Origin of the sequence: Aeromonas bestiarum, assembly GCF_000819745.1 — a bacterium.
GTDB lineage: Bacteria > Pseudomonadota > Gammaproteobacteria > Enterobacterales > Aeromonadaceae > Aeromonas > Aeromonas bestiarum.
In genome coordinates this window covers 353031-368891 of the sequence record NZ_CDDA01000008.1, presented here as the reverse complement: position 1 = coordinate 368891, position 15861 = coordinate 353031, and the positions used below count along the sequence as shown (strand labels likewise).

The 15861-nt window shown below is 63.6% G+C and carries 16 protein-coding genes; 1 reads left to right on the top strand and 15 read right to left on the bottom strand.

Annotated elements, in window-relative coordinates; genetic code table 11:
• Positions 1-135: 135 nt before the first annotated feature.
• The 15 genes from BN1118_RS05325 to BN1118_RS05255 form a co-directional block, all read right to left on the bottom strand.
• Positions 136-450, bottom strand: a complete 315-nt coding sequence (locus BN1118_RS05325) for a DUF2845 domain-containing protein (RefSeq protein ID WP_043554840.1) — start codon at positions 448-450, stop codon at positions 136-138.
• Positions 447-1460 (bottom strand): ABC transporter permease, encoded by a 1014-nt coding sequence (locus tag BN1118_RS05320; RefSeq protein ID WP_043554839.1) that lies wholly within the window; start codon positions 1458-1460, stop codon positions 447-449. The genes BN1118_RS05325 and BN1118_RS05320 overlap by 4 nt, the downstream gene beginning before the upstream one ends.
• A 70-nt stretch (positions 1461-1530) precedes the next feature.
• Positions 1531-2412 carry an ABC transporter ATP-binding protein gene (locus tag BN1118_RS05315; protein WP_043554837.1) on the bottom strand — a complete coding sequence of 294 codons (882 nt, stop codon included), beginning with the start codon at positions 2410-2412 and terminating at the stop codon, positions 1531-1533.
• Positions 2413-2565: 153 nt separating this feature from the next.
• Positions 2566-3177 carry a BamJ family beta-barrel-assembly machinery protein gene (gene bamJ / locus BN1118_RS05310; protein WP_043134579.1) on the bottom strand — a complete coding sequence of 204 codons (612 nt, stop codon included), beginning with the start codon at positions 3175-3177 and terminating at the stop codon, positions 2566-2568.
• A gap of 181 nt (positions 3178-3358) precedes the next feature.
• A complete protein-coding gene (locus tag BN1118_RS05305) occupies positions 3359-3463 on the bottom strand; it encodes a hypothetical protein (RefSeq protein WP_043554835.1) in 105 nt (34 codons plus the stop codon).
• A 44-nt stretch (positions 3464-3507) separates the two neighbouring features.
• A complete protein-coding gene (locus tag BN1118_RS05300; protein WP_043554834.1) occupies positions 3508-4233 on the bottom strand; it encodes a copper homeostasis protein CutC in 726 nt (241 codons plus the stop codon).
• A gap of 41 nt (positions 4234-4274) precedes the next feature.
• A complete protein-coding gene (locus BN1118_RS05295; RefSeq protein ID WP_042867273.1) occupies positions 4275-5177 on the bottom strand; it encodes an ROK family protein in 903 nt (300 codons plus the stop codon).
• Positions 5178-5287: 110 nt separating this feature from the next.
• A complete protein-coding gene (locus tag BN1118_RS05290) occupies positions 5288-5794 on the bottom strand; it encodes a GNAT family N-acetyltransferase (protein WP_043554833.1) in 507 nt (168 codons plus the stop codon).
• Positions 5782-6588 carry a M48 family metallopeptidase gene (locus tag BN1118_RS05285; protein WP_043554832.1) on the bottom strand — a complete coding sequence of 269 codons (807 nt, stop codon included), beginning with the start codon at positions 6586-6588 and terminating at the stop codon, positions 5782-5784. The genes BN1118_RS05290 and BN1118_RS05285 overlap by 13 nt, the downstream gene beginning before the upstream one ends.
• Before the next feature lie 163 nt (positions 6589-6751).
• Entirely contained in the window at positions 6752-7726 is a 975-nt protein-coding gene (locus BN1118_RS05280; RefSeq protein WP_011705170.1) for a PstS family phosphate ABC transporter substrate-binding protein, read from the bottom strand.
• Between the two features lie 377 nt (positions 7727-8103).
• Positions 8104-9399: a phosphate regulon sensor histidine kinase PhoR gene (gene phoR, locus BN1118_RS05275; RefSeq protein ID WP_043554831.1), complete on the bottom strand. Its 1296-nt coding sequence runs from the start codon at positions 9397-9399 to the stop codon at positions 8104-8106.
• Positions 9400-9407: 8 nt separating this feature from the next.
• Positions 9408-10097: a phosphate regulon transcriptional regulator PhoB gene (gene phoB, locus BN1118_RS05270; RefSeq protein ID WP_043134568.1), complete on the bottom strand. Its 690-nt coding sequence runs from the start codon at positions 10095-10097 to the stop codon at positions 9408-9410.
• A 102-nt stretch (positions 10098-10199) separates the two neighbouring features.
• A complete protein-coding gene (locus BN1118_RS05265) occupies positions 10200-10610 on the bottom strand; it encodes a VOC family protein (RefSeq protein ID WP_043134567.1) in 411 nt (136 codons plus the stop codon).
• A 136-nt stretch (positions 10611-10746) separates the two neighbouring features.
• Positions 10747-12057, bottom strand: coding sequence for a GGDEF domain-containing protein (locus tag BN1118_RS05260; RefSeq protein ID WP_043554830.1), 1311 nt, complete (start codon positions 12055-12057; stop codon positions 10747-10749).
• Between the two features lie 343 nt (positions 12058-12400).
• A complete protein-coding gene (locus BN1118_RS05255; RefSeq protein WP_043554829.1) occupies positions 12401-14077 on the bottom strand; it encodes a sigma-54-dependent Fis family transcriptional regulator in 1677 nt (558 codons plus the stop codon).
• 247 nt (positions 14078-14324) lie between these two features.
• Between BN1118_RS05255 and exaC the strand changes: the two genes are divergently transcribed.
• Entirely contained in the window at positions 14325-15842 is a 1518-nt protein-coding gene (gene exaC / locus BN1118_RS05250; RefSeq protein WP_043554827.1) for an acetaldehyde dehydrogenase ExaC, read from the top strand.
• The last annotated feature ends 19 nt before the right edge of the window (positions 15843-15861 follow it).

Below are 15861 nucleotides of genomic sequence, written 5' to 3'. Positions count from 1 at the left end.
TTAATATCGGGTTTTGATCGGGCTGCCCGCTCCTGGACAGCCCGATACTGGCGCTGGCATCACGGCCAGACCCCCTTCATCGAAGCGCCTCTGACCAGTCGAAAAAGGGGTGAAAACCTGAGGGGACAAGCGGATTCATTCGCCGCGCGGGCCATTCTCTATGTCGGTGACGATGCCGTTGCGCACCGTGACAAAGCGCATGAACTCGTTCTTGCCGAAGTTGTAGGTCCAGCGCTCGCCATATTTGACCTGCACCAGATTGCCAAACTGGTTCTCCTCGTTGCGGCTGAGCTCCTCGCGCAGCATGGGCTCACCACACTTGAGCAGCATCTCGGCGGTGCTGTCCCCTTCGGTGATGAGGGCATTCTTGCAACGCATCGCATCGGCGCTGGCCGGTATGCTCAGTAACAGCAGGGCCAAGGCGGCCCCCAGATTCAGATATCGCTTCATTGGCTATTCCATTTAAACAGGGCACTGCCCAGGGTGAGACAACAGAGAGTAAACAACAGGATCCAGCCCAGCTGTGCAGCCACCTCGGCCCAGCCGGCCCCCTCCAGCATGACGGCGCGGGCCGCCGTGATTACCTGGCTTAGCGGCAGCCAGGCCGCCAACTGTTGCAGCCAGACCGGCGCCCCTTCCAGCGAAAACCAGACCCCGGAGAGGAACATCATGGGCATGCTGATGACGTTGAGCAGACCGCTCGCCAGCTCCTCGTTCTGGATGCGGGCGGCGATGAGCAAGCCCAGCGACGCCATGGCCGCGCCGCCCGCCAGGGCGATCAGCAGCAGCAACCAGCCGGAGCCGAGCAGGGGCACGCCAAGCAGCCAGTACGCTACCAGAAACACCAGCAGGCTCACCACCAGGGTGATCACAATACGCGACAGCAACTGGGCGCAGAGAAACTCGGCGGCAGAGAGCGGCGTGGCCCTCAGCCGCTTGAGCACACCGTTCTTGCGATAGCGGACTATGACGAAGCCGACGCCGAACAGGCCGGAAAACATCAGGTTCATGCCGATCACCCCGGGCAGCAGCCAGTCCCCGTAGCGGATCGCCTGCCCGCTCAGGGTCTCCTTCACCAGCGGCCGGGAGATCGCCTGGCGCAACAGGTATTCGGCCATGGCGCCCTGGCCGGCGTCCGGGTTGACCCAATAACGGTCCGAGCCGGGCGAGAGCAGCAGATCCAGCTGATGATGGCGCACCTTGAGCTGACCCTTGCGCTCGTCGTCATAGGGGATGAGCTTGAGCAGCGGAATGGCGTTCAGGGGGGCGTAGGCCGCCGTCAGCTCGCCCACCACGCCCATCTGCACCAGCGGCTTGGGCGGACCGGAGAAGATGAGGGAAAAACCTACCACCAGCAGTAGCGGGAAGGCCAGGTTCCACACCAGGGCCGCCCTGTCGCGCACAAATTCCAGATTGCGGGCATAAAAGAGCGCACCGATCCGCTTGATGGCCCCCTTCATGTTCCGCTCCCCGGCCACCGCAAGGCACGCGGATAGCAGCGTGCCTCGACACGGCACTTCATGACTGCGTTCATGCGCCACTCCTCAGGCTATGGCCGGTCAGGTGCAAGAAGAGATCTTCCAGGTTGGGGGAGCGCACCTGCATGCCGGTCAGCGGCACCCCCAGGTTCAGCAGTTGCGGCAACAGGAGCGCCACATCGGGACACGTCAGCTCAACCTGATCACCGTGAGGCAAGAGCGGATAGCCCAGGCTGGCGAGGACCGGATGATCCGGCAGACGCACCAGCACACCATCGAAGTGGTGGGCCAGCAGGGCGGCCGGGGTATCCAGACTGAGCAGATGGCCGTGATCGACGATGGCGATGCGATCGCACAGTTGCTGCGCCTCGTCCATGTAGTGGGTGGTGAGCACCACCGTCTTGCCCTGGGCCTTGATCGCCTCGATGCGCTGCCAGAAGTGGTGGCGCGCCTGGGGATCCAGCCCAGTGGTGGGCTCATCCAGAAACAGCAGCTCGGGGTCGCCGAGCAGGGCCAACGCCAGCAGCAGGCGCTGACGCTGGCCGCCGGAGAGCTTGCGGCTGTCTCTGTCGATGAACTCGCCAAGGGCGCACAGTTCGATGAGCTGCGCCTGGGGCAAGGGATTGGGATAGAGGCTGGCAAACAGGCGCAGGGTATCGCGCACCGTCAGAAAATCCTGCAACGCCGTGTGCTGAAACTGGATGCCGATGCGGGAGCGGTAATCGGGGCCGCGGGGGGCGCCGTGAAACAGGATCTGGCCGCGGTCCGGGGTGAGGATCCCCTCCAGCAGCTCTATGGTAGTGGTCTTGCCTGCTCCGTTCGGGCCGAGCAGGCCGAAACAGCAACCGGCGGGAATGGCGAAGCTGAGCCCGTCCACCGCCTTGACGCCGGGAAAGTGCTTGATGAGGTCAATGACTTCTATGATGGCAGCCATGCGTGTTTTCCAGAGTGACCGGGAACGCCAAGCCCTGACTATATCCAAATCCCCCGCAAAGGCACATTGTCTATCGACGAGGGCCCGCCAGACGGGGGCGCCTCAAACAGAAACGGCGACCCTGAGGTCGCCGTTTGCATCAAGCCCGCCGGATCACAGAATGTCCAGCAGCTCCACTTCGAATACCAGCGCTGAGTAGGGCGGGATGGAACCGGCACCACGGGCACCATAGGCCAGATCCTGCGGAATGTAGAGCTTCCACTTGGAACCAACCGGCATCAGTTGAAGCGCTTCAACCCAACCGGCGATGACGCCGGTCACCGGGAATTCGGCCGGCTCGCCACGGGCGACCGAGCTGTCGAACACGCCACCGTGGGTGAAGGTACCGTGGTAGTGCACGCGCACGGACTGACCGGCCACCGGCACGGCGCCGTTGCCTTCTACCATGACTTCGTATTGCAGACCGGAATCGGTCACCTTGACGTCGGCGCGCTTGGCGTTGTCGGCCAGGAAGGTTTCGCCATCGGCGGCGGCAGCCTTGGCAACGGCTTCCTGCTCTTCCTGCATGCGAGCTGTGATCACCTGGAAGGCATCATTGATATCGTCACGGCTGACCGCGAACTCCAGACCATTCAGGGCATCTGCCAGACCTTGTTGCAGGGCCGGGATATCCAGACCGGCGAAGGCTTGCTGCGCCAGCTGATCACCCATGTTGCGGCCGATGCCATAGCTGGCCTTCTGTTCGATAGAGTCGTATTGGGACATTGAGATGTTGCTCCAGATCCAAGTAATAAAGAGGCGGGATGATATCAGACTTTTTGGCGAGGTGCTGCCGGCGGCGACCCTGATTTCCCCGCCCGTGGGAGGAACTTCACACAAGAAGAGCAGGATCGCCGCCCATCGGCGGCGATCCTGTCAGGCGCAATGGCGCGCTGAACCTCTGGACTCAAACCTCACTTGCTGTGGCATCAGCGCGATCCAGCAGGGCCCGCACGGCCGCCACCTTGGCGCCGTCGGTGATATTGACGCGACCATCGTCCGAGGTACCCATGTTGACCCCGTATGGAGAGACACCATGCCGCCGCGCGGCCCGTATTAGGCCTTGTCCAGCAAAGCCCGTACTGCCGCCACCTTGGCGCCGTCGGTGATATTGACGCGACCATCGTCCGAGGTGCCCATGTTGACGCCATGGGGCACCATGCCGCCACGCCAGCCCATGCCGGACATGTGCACCTCGCTCACCCCGGTGAACTCCAGTATGGTGCGCACGTTGTCGGCATTGACCCCGGCACCCGGCATCAGGCTGGCACGACCCGCCAGGGCCTGCTGCATGGCCTGCAGTGTCTCCAGCCCCGCCAGCGCGGTCGGCGCATGACCCGAGCTCAGGATGCGCTCGCAGCCGGCCGCGACTATGGTCTCCAGATCCAGCCGCCAGTCGGAAGAGAGGTCGATGGCGCGATGGAAGGTGACGCCGAGCGGCCCGGCCGCGTCCACCAGCTGGCGCAGCGGGTCGGCGGGCACCCGCCCCTCTTGATCCAGCAGGCCGATCACCACCCCCTGCAACCCGGCGGCGCGGGCGGCGGCGATATCCAGCAGCATGAGCTCAAACTCGGCGGCGCTGAAGCAAAAATCCCCGGCACGGGGGCGGATCATGGCGTAGACGGGGACGCTGGCGTGGCGCGCGGCCAGCTGCATGAAGCCATAAGAGGGGGTCAGGCCACCCAGCCCCAGCGCAGAGCAGAGCTCGATGCGATCCGCGCCGGCTTGCTGGGCGGTGAACAGGGATTCCAGGTTGTCGATACAAATTTCAAGACGGGTCATGATGACTCCTTTATTGGAGAGATCAGACAGCACATCTGATCTCATAAATTGAGCAAGGCCGCGCCGCGCACGCCGCCGGCGCCACCGAAGCGGGCCTGGCGGATCTCGGGCAGGGCGACACCGGGCAGCAGATGGCCGGGCAGGCGCAGCGGCAGCTGTTGGTACAGGGCAGGCAGGCCGCTCAGGCCGCCTCCCAGCACCACCACCTCGGGATCAACCACGGAGATGGCGGTCGCGAGCCCCGCGGCCATGATCTCGAGCCAGCAGTCGACCGTGGCCACCGCATGGGGCTCATGGGCCTCGAAGCGCCCCACTATCTGGTGACCGCTGGCACGCTGGCCATGAAAATGGTGATAGAGCCGCTCCAGCCCTGTGCCGGATGCATAGGTTTCAAAACAGACCAAGCGACCGCAGCCACAACGGGGACGAGGCAGGTCGGGATACTTCATCAGCATGGTGGCCGGCAGCGGATAGTGACCTATCTCCCCCGCCAGCCAGTTGCGGCCCTGGATCAGCTTGCCCGCCAGATAGACGGCGCCGCCGATGCCGGTGCCTATGGTGACCCCCAACGCGCTGTCGGCCCCGGCCGCCGCGCCCTGGTGCACTTCCGACCAGAGGAAGCAGTTGGCATCGTTGTCCACCTTGACCGGGCGACCCAGCAGTTCGGCCAGATCGGCGCCCAGATGGCGGCCATTGATGGAGGGCAGGTTCGCCGCCACTATGCTGTGATCGTGCCGATTGAGGATACCGGGAAAGCCGATGCCCACAGCGCCTCTCGCGCCGAAGCGGGCGTCCGCCTGCTCGACCCGATCACGGATGAGCTGCTGCAGCCCCTCGTAATCGTTGCCGGGCGTGCTCATGCGCTCCTCATGGCAGAGGTTCAAGGCGCCGTCATACACGGCGAACGCTATCTTGGTGCCACCAATATCAAAGCCGTAATACATGCCCACACTCCCTTGTCGGTGAGTCACCTCACCTCAGCCTGTCCAGAGCAGCACATTGTATTAATTCGCAAAAAAAATAAAGTGACCGGGGGCGAAAAATGGGAGAGAGATCAAAGCAAACGGAACATTTGCCGTTGCAGGCAAGCCTGGCCAAGGCTCATCAGAGTGCGCTCCTGGCCGTCGAAGACGAAGCCGCGCCTCAGGTAAAACCCCTCGCCGATCCGGTTGCCATCGAGCAGCCACAATCTGACGCTGTCGCAGCCGGCGCGCCGCATCTGCATGGCCACCGCCTGCCACAGCCGCTTGCCATGGCCCTGGCGCCAGTGATCGGGATGCAGGTAAAAGGCGCGGATCAGGGCGTTCGGCTCTGTGCCATCCAGCACGAGCTGCCAGTAGAGCAGGCCTATGACCACCTCGTCCTGGCACAGCAGCATGGGCCTGGGGCCGGATTCGGCGAGCCGGCTCTGCCAGATCTGCAGGTGCTCGGTCACCGAAAGCTGGGCCAGCATGTCGGCACCGAGCACCTCGCCATAGGCCGCGAGCCAGCTGGCCCGCTGCATCACCGTCATGGCAGGCGCATCATCGGGCCGCGCCATGCGCAGGCTCATGCCTTGCATTGGGGCACCAGACCGGAGGCGCGGGCCTGTTCGTAGAGCGGCATAGCTTCAGCCTGCTGGGCCTGCAGCTCGGCGATCCGGTTTTCGTTGCTGGGGTGGGTGGAGAGCAGTTGCGGCGGCGCCTTGCCACCGGCGGCGGCACTCATGTTCTGCCACAGGGGAACGGCCTCGGCGGGATTGAAGCCGGCGCGGGCCATCAGATCCAGACCGAGGCGGTCCGCCTCGCTCTCCTGCTCGCGGCCATAGGGCAGCATGACCCCCACCTCGACCCCGAGCCCCAACGCCGCCATGGTGGCGCCGCGATACTCGCTGCTGCCCATGGCGATGTCGGCCGCCGCCAGACCGAGACCGGTCAGCTGGCTGCGAGAGAGCCGTTCATTGGAGTGCTGGGCCAGCACGTGGGTCAACTCGTGGCCTATGACGGTGGCGAGCTGATCCTGATTCTTGGCGACCTTGAGCAGGCCGCTGTAGACCCCGATCTTGCCGCCGGGCAGGGCGAAGGCGTTGACCTGCTTGGAGTCAAACACCACCACCTCCCAGCTGGTGATGCCGAACTGGCTAGGCACCTGGGCGGTCACCGCCTTGGCGACGCAGGAGACATAGGCATTGATCCTGGCATCCTTGCTCACCTTCTCCTGCTTCTTCATCTGCTCGAAGGAGTCGGCCCCCAGCTGGCTCATCTGCTGGGGCGAGAACAGCAGCATCTGGCTGCGGCCGGTAGGAGATTGGGCACAGCTGGCCAGCAGGGTGGAACAGAGTGCCGCCAGGCCGAGCTTGAACAGGGGAGATGTCATGGAGGTGTCCTTCACCATAAAGATGCCCTATTTTCGGAAATGCGGGCGTCCGGCGCAAGTCGACAGATCACGCTGTTCGGCGAAAGCGGTCACATGTCGTCATTGTGGATCCACTCAAAAAGAAAACGGGCCCCGCGGGGCCCGTGTTGCAGAGGAAACCGGCTTACATTATGCCCAGTTTCTTCAGGTCGGCTTCGACCACCTTGGCCGGTACAGGTACATAGCCATCTTTGGCCACTATGTTCTGGCCCGCCTTGGAGAGCACCATCTTCAGGAACTCTTGCTCCATCGGGGAGAGCGGCTTGTTCGGGTGCTTGTTCACGTAAACGTACAGGAAGCGCGACAGCGGGTACTTGCCGGTGATGGCGTTGTCAGAGGTGGCTTCGATGAAGGTCTTGCCATCCTTGGAGAGCGGTACGGCGCGCACACCTGAGGTGACGTAGCCGATACCGGAGTAGCCGATGCCGTTCAGGGAGGAGGAGACGGACTGCACCACTGAGGCAGAACCCGGCTGCTCGTTCACGCCGCTCTTGAAGTCACCGTTGCACAGGGCGTGTTCCTTGAAGTAGCCGTAGGTACCGGACACCGAGTTGCGACCGAACAGCTGCAGATCCTTGGAGGACCAGTTGCCGTCCAGACCCAGATCAGCCCACTTGGTGGCGGCCTTGGCTTCGCCGCACTTGAGGGTGCTGGAGAAGATGGCATCCAGTTGCGGCATGGTCAGCCCCTTGATGGGGTTGTCCTTGTTGACGAACACGGCCAGGGCATCGACCGCGACGCGGATGGCGGTAGGCTTGTAGCCGTAGCGCTTCTCGAATGCCTCTTCCTCGCCGGACTTCATGGCGCGGCTCATGGGGCCAAACTGGGCGACACCTTCGGTCAGTGCGGTCGGGGCGGTAGAGGAGCCGGCGGCCTGGATCTGCACGTTGACGTTGGGGTACATGCGCTTAAATTCTTCGGCCCACAGGGTCATCATGTTGGCCAGGGTGTCCGAGCCGACAGAGGACAGGTTGCCCGAGATGCCGCTGGTCGGAGTGTAATCCGGCAGGTTTTTATCCACACCGGCAGCCAGGGTGCTGACGGAAAACAGGGTAGCTGCGGTGAATCCGATTACACCAGCCAGTTTGTTGAGTTTCATCCAATCTCTCCAAGGTTGCAGAACGCAGTCCATCAAAACACGGGTTAACTTGGCGCACCGTCGGTCACGCCGAGCGATTCGCTGAGTGTCATTTCATGCCCTCTTCCCCCAGTCCTGCGGTGGCAGAAGGCAATCGTCAATCTGAGGCCGAAAGTGGTAGCATCCCGAGCACAGCGATCGGCTGGTCGCATTTCGTACTCTGCCTGCGCCAAACCGGCGACAGGTCCGTTCTCAAGACGGCGCCAGTATCTGACCTGGCAGTGACAAATTTATGGATTTAATGTGACACTTTAATGACATGGCGAGACTGTTGACCAAATGAAAAGAGGGCCGCTGTCGCCGCCCTCTCTGCACTGCTAACCCATTGCTGAAAAAGACTATTTCAACACCACCATGCGGGCCGGAATGAGGAAGCTGAAACGGCTGCCGAGGCCGACCCGGCTCTCGATATCAAGCTGGGCATCGTGATGACTCAAGGCGTGCTTGACGATGGCGAGCCCCAGCCCGGAGCCACCCGTGTGGCGCGAGCGGGCCCTGTCCACCCGATAGAAGCGCTCGGTGAGCCGCGCCAGATGCTCGGGCGGGATCCCCTCCCCCTCGTCCTGTACCACAAACAACGCCATGGCCCCCTGCTTGCGCCACTCCACGCTGATCTTGCGCTCCGCCGGGGTGTAGTGAATGGCGTTGTAGACCAGGTTGGAGACGGCGCTGCGCAGTTGATCCTGATCCCCGCGCACGAACAGATTGGGCTGCACGCTGAACTCGATCTGGTGCGCCCGCTCCCCCGACAGCGCCCGCGCCTCCTGCTCCAGCAACCCCAGCATGGCGGGCATGTCCACCAGGTGGGAGAGATCCACCGAGGGAGCCGCCTCGATCCGCGACAGGGTGAGCAGCTGATTGACCAGATTGTCCATGCGGATGGTCTGCTCCATCATCACCCTGTGCGCCTTGGCCCACAGGGCGGGGGGCGGCGGCTCTTCGGTCATCTCCAGATAGCCCTTGAGCACGGTGAGCGGCGTGCGCAGTTCGTGGGAGACGTTGGAGACGAAGTGCTTGCGGGTCTTCTCCAGGCTGCGCAGCCGGGTGACGTCCCGCACCACCAACATGGCCTGATCCTCGGCGTAGGGCATGATCCGAAACTCGAGAAACTTCTCCTCGTTGATGGGCGAGGTCATCTCGAACGGTTCGTCATACTGCCCCTTGTTCAGATAGGCCCCGAAGGCGGGATTGCGAATGAGGTTGCCTATGTGCTGACCGGCATCTTCCGGCCAGCGAAAACCGAGCAGCTGCTCCGCCAGCCGGTTGCACCAGAGGATGCTGCCGTCGGTGCGAAACACCACGGCGGCATCGGGCAGGGCTTCGGCCCCTTCCCGAAAGCGGCGGATGAGACCCGCCAGCTCGCGGCGCCGGGCACGGTGGCGCTGCTGCAACTTGTAGATGCCGTTGAAGATGTACTCCCAGCTGCCGCTGCCGTTGGGGGGCACCAGGCTGCGATCGTGCCACAGCCAGTCCGACAGCCGCTTCTGGAAGCGATAGTGCCAGCCCAGATGCAGCACGGTCGCCACCAGCAGGCAAAGAGTGAGGGTATTCGTCAACCAGCCGACCAAGACGAAGGGCGTATAAAAAAACGCCATCCGCCACAACTGTCGCCGCCAGGCGTAAGGTTGCAACATAACGTCCTCTACAGACGGGTTGAGAAGCGATAGCCTGCGCCGCGCACCGTCTGAATCAATCGATCGTGACCCGTCTCTTCAATGGCCTTGCGCAAGCGACGAATATGCACATCCACGGTTCTGTCCTCGACGTACACATTGGTACCCCAGACATTGTTGAGCAGCTGCTCGCGGCTGTAGACCCGCTCGGGGTGGGTCATGAAGAAGTGCAGCAGCTTGAACTCGGTCGGCCCCATGTCCAGCGCCTTGTCCTCGGCGCTGACTCTGTGGGAAACCGGATCCAGCTTGAGCCCCTGCACCTCGATCACCTCGTCCACCGAGGTGGGGGAGACGCGGCGCATCACGGCATGCAGGCGGGCGGTCAGCTCCTTGGGGGAGAAAGGCTTGGTGATGTAGTCATCGGCACCCGCTTCCAGACCACGCACCTTGTCCTCCTCCTCGCCGCGGGCGGTCAGCATCACCACCGGGATCTGGCGGGTCACCTCATCCTGCTTGAGTTGCTTGATGAACTGGATGCCACTGCCACCGGGCATCATCCAGTCCAGCACGATGAGTTCGGGGTAAGGCTCGCGCACCTTCGCCAGTCCATCGGCGTAATCTTCAGCTTCAACCGTCTCATATCCCTTTTGCTCGAGCACGAAGCAGAGCATTTCGCGGATCGGTGCTTCGTCCTCGACCACCAGAATTCGCTTAGCCATATCCCTTCTCTCTCCTGTGTGAAGATGGGTGCGCCAATTATTAGAACTTTCTGTGACACTTTTATGACTTTATGACAGGCGGGATGATAAACGTTTTCAGATTCAGTTGGCAGCAGCGAGTTGCAGCAGGTCCCAGCGGTTGCCACTGATGTCCTCGAACACCACCACCATGCCGTATGGCTCGCTACGTGGCTGTTCACAAAAATGAACACCGTACGCCTGCATGCGCTGGTAATCCCCCCAGAAGTCGTCGGTCTCGAGGAACAAAAAGACCCGGCCGCCCCCCTGTTGACCGATGGCGGCCTGCTGCTCCGGCGTGGCGGCACGGGCCAGCAAGAGCGCTGAGCCTGGTGCGCCGGCAGGCGCCACCCGCACCCAGCGCTTGCCCGGTTTGCCCGGCTCGTCGAGGGGGGTGTCTTCCAGCAGCGCAAAACCCAGCCCCTGAGTGAAGAAGGTGATGGCCTCGTCATAGTCGGCCACCAGCAGGGCCAGGGCGCCTATGTGTTGTGACATGGAAATACTCCTCAACAGATGGATGAAGGGGGCTCATGCCCCGGCTGGCGCGCATCATAGCGGCTGGAAGACCTGGGTTCCAGCCGCTATGTCCCGCTCGCAGAGCGGGCGCTTTGCCGCGGGCCTGGCCTGCGATCTAGGCCACCTCGACCCGATTGCGACCCCGTTTCTTGGCCTGGTAGAGCGCCTCGTCGGCCCGCTTGAGGGCCTGCTCCAGCGGATCCCCGCGCCGCTCCGCCACCCCGAACGAAGCCGTGATGGGCAGCGCCAGCGGCCAGTGCGGATAGGCCACCAGGGCGACTCGCAGCTGCTCTGCCAGTCCCTCGGCGCGGGCCTGCTCGTAGTGCAGGCAGACCAGCACAAACTCCTCCCCGCCCCAGCGCACCAGCCGGCACAGGCTATCGCAGTGGCGCAGCACCTCGCTCACCATGTGCTTGAGCACCTCGTCCCCCACCGGATGACCGTGGCCGTCGTTGACCCGCTTGAAGTGGTCTATGTCGATGTAGATGAAAGAGAGCGGCATCTCGCCGAGCTCGGCCAGCAGCTTGTTGCCGCCGAGCCGGTTGAGGGCGCCGGTCAGGGGATCGTACCTGGCCTCCTCCTCGGTGCGCCGGGTCTTTTCGCTCAGACTCTGGCTGAGCGCCTCCGCCGCCAGCCTGGCCGCACGGGCCTTGCGCAATCGATCCCGCATCAGCAGGTGTTGCACCAGAAACAGCAGCAGGCAATAGCCCAGCCAGCTCAGCAACAGAGGACGATAGAAGGAGCCCGGCTGCACCCAGCGACCATGAAACTCCATCTGTTCCAGCACCAGCCGGTAGTGGCCGGGCTGCATGCCGATGCCGGAGGCCAGCTCGACGGCATAGACATGCCTCAGATCAGGCCCCTGTTGCGCCAGCGGTATCTTGTACTGCTGCACCCACCAGGTGGCTGGAGTGAACACCTTGAGCGGCACATCCTGCACCCGGCCGTAATCATCGGGGCGGAAGATCACCTCGTTGAACTTGTGGGACGACGCATCCCCGGCCCTGGAATAGGCGGGGTGATAGTTGCGCAGGTAGAGCCGCCAGATCTGGGGCCCCTCCCCCTCGACCCTGAGCCGAATGCGCACCCAGTCGAAGCGGGAGAGATCGATCCCCCGCTCTGGCTCGGTCAGGGTCAGCACCAGCTCGCAGAACGGAAAGGCATACCCGGCGCGCAGCTGACAATCGATGGCGGGTTTCTCCGCCGCCGCATGATGGTTCGCCGAACCGCCCCCGGCCGACAGCAGTGTGGTGACCGACTGGCCGCCGTGGACCCTGTCATCCTGCGCCGTGACGGACAGACGGGCATTGCTCACCATGTCCAGCCGCCGATCGGGCCCGAATTCAAACAGCAGGATCGCCAGCAGGCTCAATCCCAGCAATACCCAGAACAGCACATTGGCCAGACGAGAATAGGAAGGGGTCATATAGGCTCCGCCCGACTAGGGGCTCTGACTCTATACCAGGGGATCCTGGCGCGCCGGATCCCCTGGTTATTACACGCGCCGACACCGGCACCATAGGGTATTTTCTCAGCCGGATACCGGCAGACAGGGCCGGACTCGCCCCGGGGTCAGGCGCGCCGCCCGGGCGCGGCCGTCCAGCGCCAACCGGGAGGTGCCAGGTCGGTCCCCCGGAAAGACGCACGCTTGCCAATCAGATGTAAACACAGGATAGAGCACTCCATGCCATGGAAAAATAACGAGAAATCAATAAAAAGGGCCCTGATGGGCCCATCTTACACAAGGGAAATGGTGAGCAACAACACCCTCATGGTCCCTCGCGCAGCGTCCGGTAGAGGGTGGTGCGGCTGATGCCAAGCTGGCGCGCCGCCTCGCTCACGTTGCCCCCGCAATCCGCCAGGGTTTGCTGCACCCGCAGCCGGTTCTGCTGGCGCAAGGTGTGGGTACTCGTCTGCGACGAGGGCGCGGCCGATGCGGCGGGCAGATGCAGGTGGGCGGATTCAATCCAGCCCTGTCCCTCCGCCAGCACGCAGGCCACCTCCAGCGCCTGCTTGAGCTGGCGCACGTTGCCGGGCAGGGGATGAGCCAGCAGCTGCTGCGCTGCTTCATCCGTCAGGCGCAACGCCGGATCCATCTCCGCCAGCAACCGCTGGATCAATCCCTGGCGCTCACCCTGTGGCCATGCCCGCAGCGGTGTCAGCTGCTGGCGCCAGCCGCAGATCCGATAATAGAGATCCTCGCGAAACGTCCCTGCCTGCACCATGGCCGCCAGATCCCGGTGGCTGGCGCTGACCAGCCAGAAATCCACCGGCTCAGGTCTGTGGCTGCCGACCGGGATGACGGCGCGCTCCTGCAACACCCGCAGCAACCGGGTCTGGGCCAGCAGCGGCAGCTCGCCAATTTCATCCAGCATCAGGATGCCGCCGTGGGCGGCACGCAGATAACCCTGACTGCCCTGGCTGCGGGCACCGCTGAAGGCCCCGCCCACATAGCCAAATAGCTCGGCCTCCACCAGATCCGCCGGCAGGGCACCGCAGTTGACGCACACCAGGGGGTTGTCCTGCCGGCTCGACTGCCCGTGCAACGCGCGCACCAGATGCTCCTTGCCGCTGCCGGTCTCCCCCTCGACAAGCAGCGAGATACCGCGCTCCAGCATCTTGAGCGGCACCTGATGGGCGTGCGAGCCGCCTGCATCGGCCGGCAGGCCGGGCTGCGTCGCAACGGGATTGGCCTCCGGCACCAGTCGCAATCCGCGCCGATCCCGCAGCAGCTGCTTGCCGTCGAAGGGGTGCTGGCCGAGCCAGAGCCGTCCGGCCCGGTTGGCGCCGAGCAGCTCGCCCCCCTCCCCCAGCAGCAGGCGGGCGGACCAGAGACTCTGGGGCTCGAGATCCACCAGCCAGCCCGGCTGGCGCGCCAGCAGCGCGTTTTCGAGCGTCATGGCCAGCAGCCGCACAGTACCCAGCATGTCGCCATCGTGGTGGGCCGCATCGGTGGAGATGTCGAGTACCCCGAGCAATTGCCCGTCCGGCCCGAGCAGAGGGCAGGCGCTGCAACTGAGAAAGCTGTGCTGGGCGAAGAAGTGCTGGGCCCCCAGCACCTGTACCTCGCTCTGCTCGGCGAGCGCGGTACCGATGGCGTTGGTGCCCTTGCTCGCCTCCCCCCAGCGGGCGCCACTGCGCAAAAAGATGCGTTCGGCATGGCGGGCGAAGCCGTCATCGCCACTGGCGGCCAGTATGGCCCCCTCGCCGTCACACAGCAGCAGGCGACAGGGTCTGCCCGCCAGCAACTGGCCAAACAGCGGCAACACGAAGCGCTGGAAGCTGGTGATAAGTGCCCTGTGCGCCTCCTGGCGGGCCGACAGCTCCCCCTGAGGCAGCAGATCCAGCTCGGCGCTCTGCTGGCGGAGCAGACCCTGATGCAGGCAGCGCTGCCAGGAACGCTGGATCGGACTGGGGCCGGGACTGGATTGAAGTTGCTCGCTCATCACACCTCCTGTTCACAAACGGCACGACTGTTACGGCAACTGTCCAGAAACGGCACAGTGTCATCGCTACAGCCGGGGTCATTGGTTAATCAAGATACGCTGCCACACCTCGTTTGATAACGTTTTTGTAACTTTTTGCCCGCTGGTCAGACCCTTTGGCATGGCCCTTGCGATGACTCAGGCGTACCAGCCCGGCCAGCCAGCGTGTGCAGCCGGGTAGGACCTTCACACACACAAGGATGATGAGATGATTTATACCGCTCCCGGTCAGGCAGGCGCCCTGGTCAACTTCAAATCCCGCTACGACAACTTCATCGGTGGTGAGTGGGTGGCCCCCCGCGCCGGCCGCTATTTCGAAAACATCTCGCCGGTGGATGGCAAGGTGTTCTGCGAAGTGGCCCGATCCGACGCCGCCGACATCGAGCTGGCACTGGATGCCGCCCACAAGGCGTTTGCCAGCTGGAGCAAGACCAGCGTCACCGAGCGCAGCAACCTGCTGCTGCGCATCGCCGATCGCATCGAACAGAACATCGAGGTGCTCGCCGTCGCCGAGACCTGGGAGAACGGCAAGGCGGTGCGCGAGACCCTGGCCGCCGACCTGCCGCTGGTGGTGGATCACTTCCGCTACTTCGCCGGCTGCATCCGCGCCCAGGAGGGCTCGGCCGCCGAGCTGGATCAGCACACTGTCAGCTACCACTTCAAGGAGCCCATCGGGGTGGTCGGCCAGATCATCCCCTGGAACTTTCCGCTGCTGATGGCGGCCTGGAAGCTGGCCCCCGTGCTGGCGGCCGGCTGCTGCAGCGTGCTCAAGCCCGCCGAGCAGACCCCGGTCACCATCATGCTGATGATGGATCTCATCAAGGACATACTGCCTCCCGGCGTGGTCAACGTGGTCAACGGCTTCGGCGCCGAGGCGGGCCAGGCCTTGGCCACCAGCGATCGGATCCAGAAGCTGGCGTTTACCGGTTCAACTGAAGTCGGCGCCCATATCCTGCGCTGCGCCGCCGACAAGCTGATCCCCTCCACCGTCGAGCTCGGCGGCAAGTCCCCCAACATCTATTTTGCCGATGTGATGCAGCACGAGAGCAGCTACATCGACAAGGCGGTGGAAGGCATGCTGATGACCTTCTTCAACCAGGGCGAGGTGTGCACCTGCCCCTCCCGCGCCTTGGTGCAGGCCAGCATCTATGACGACTTCATGGACAAGGTGCTGGCCCGTGCCCGCACAATCGTGCAGGGCAATCCCCTCGATACCACTACCCAGGTGGGGGCACAGGCATCCCGCGAGCAGTTCGACAAGATCCTGAGCTACATGGAGATAGGCCGCGGCGAAGGGGCCAAGATGCTGATCGGCGGCGGCCCGGCCAAGGTAAGCGGACTGGAGGGGGGCTTCTACATTCAACCCACCATATTCCACGGCCAGAACAAGATGCGGGTGTTCCAGGAGGAGATCTTCGGGCCGGCGCTCGGGGTTACCACCTTCAAGGACGAGGCGGATGCGCTGGCCATTGCCAACGACACCCAGTACGGACTGGGGGCGGGCCTGTGGACCCGCGACAGCAACCTGGCCTGGCGCATGGGGCGCGGCATCCAGGCCGGCCGGGTCTGGGTCAACTGCTACCACGCCTACCCGGCCCACGCGGCCTTTGGCGGCTACAAGAAGTCGGGGATAGGCCGCGAGACCCACAAGATGATGCTGGATCACTACCAGAACACCAAGAACCTGCTGGTGAGCCACGACATCAACCCCCTCGGTTTCTTCTGACCACAAACGAAGAGACACC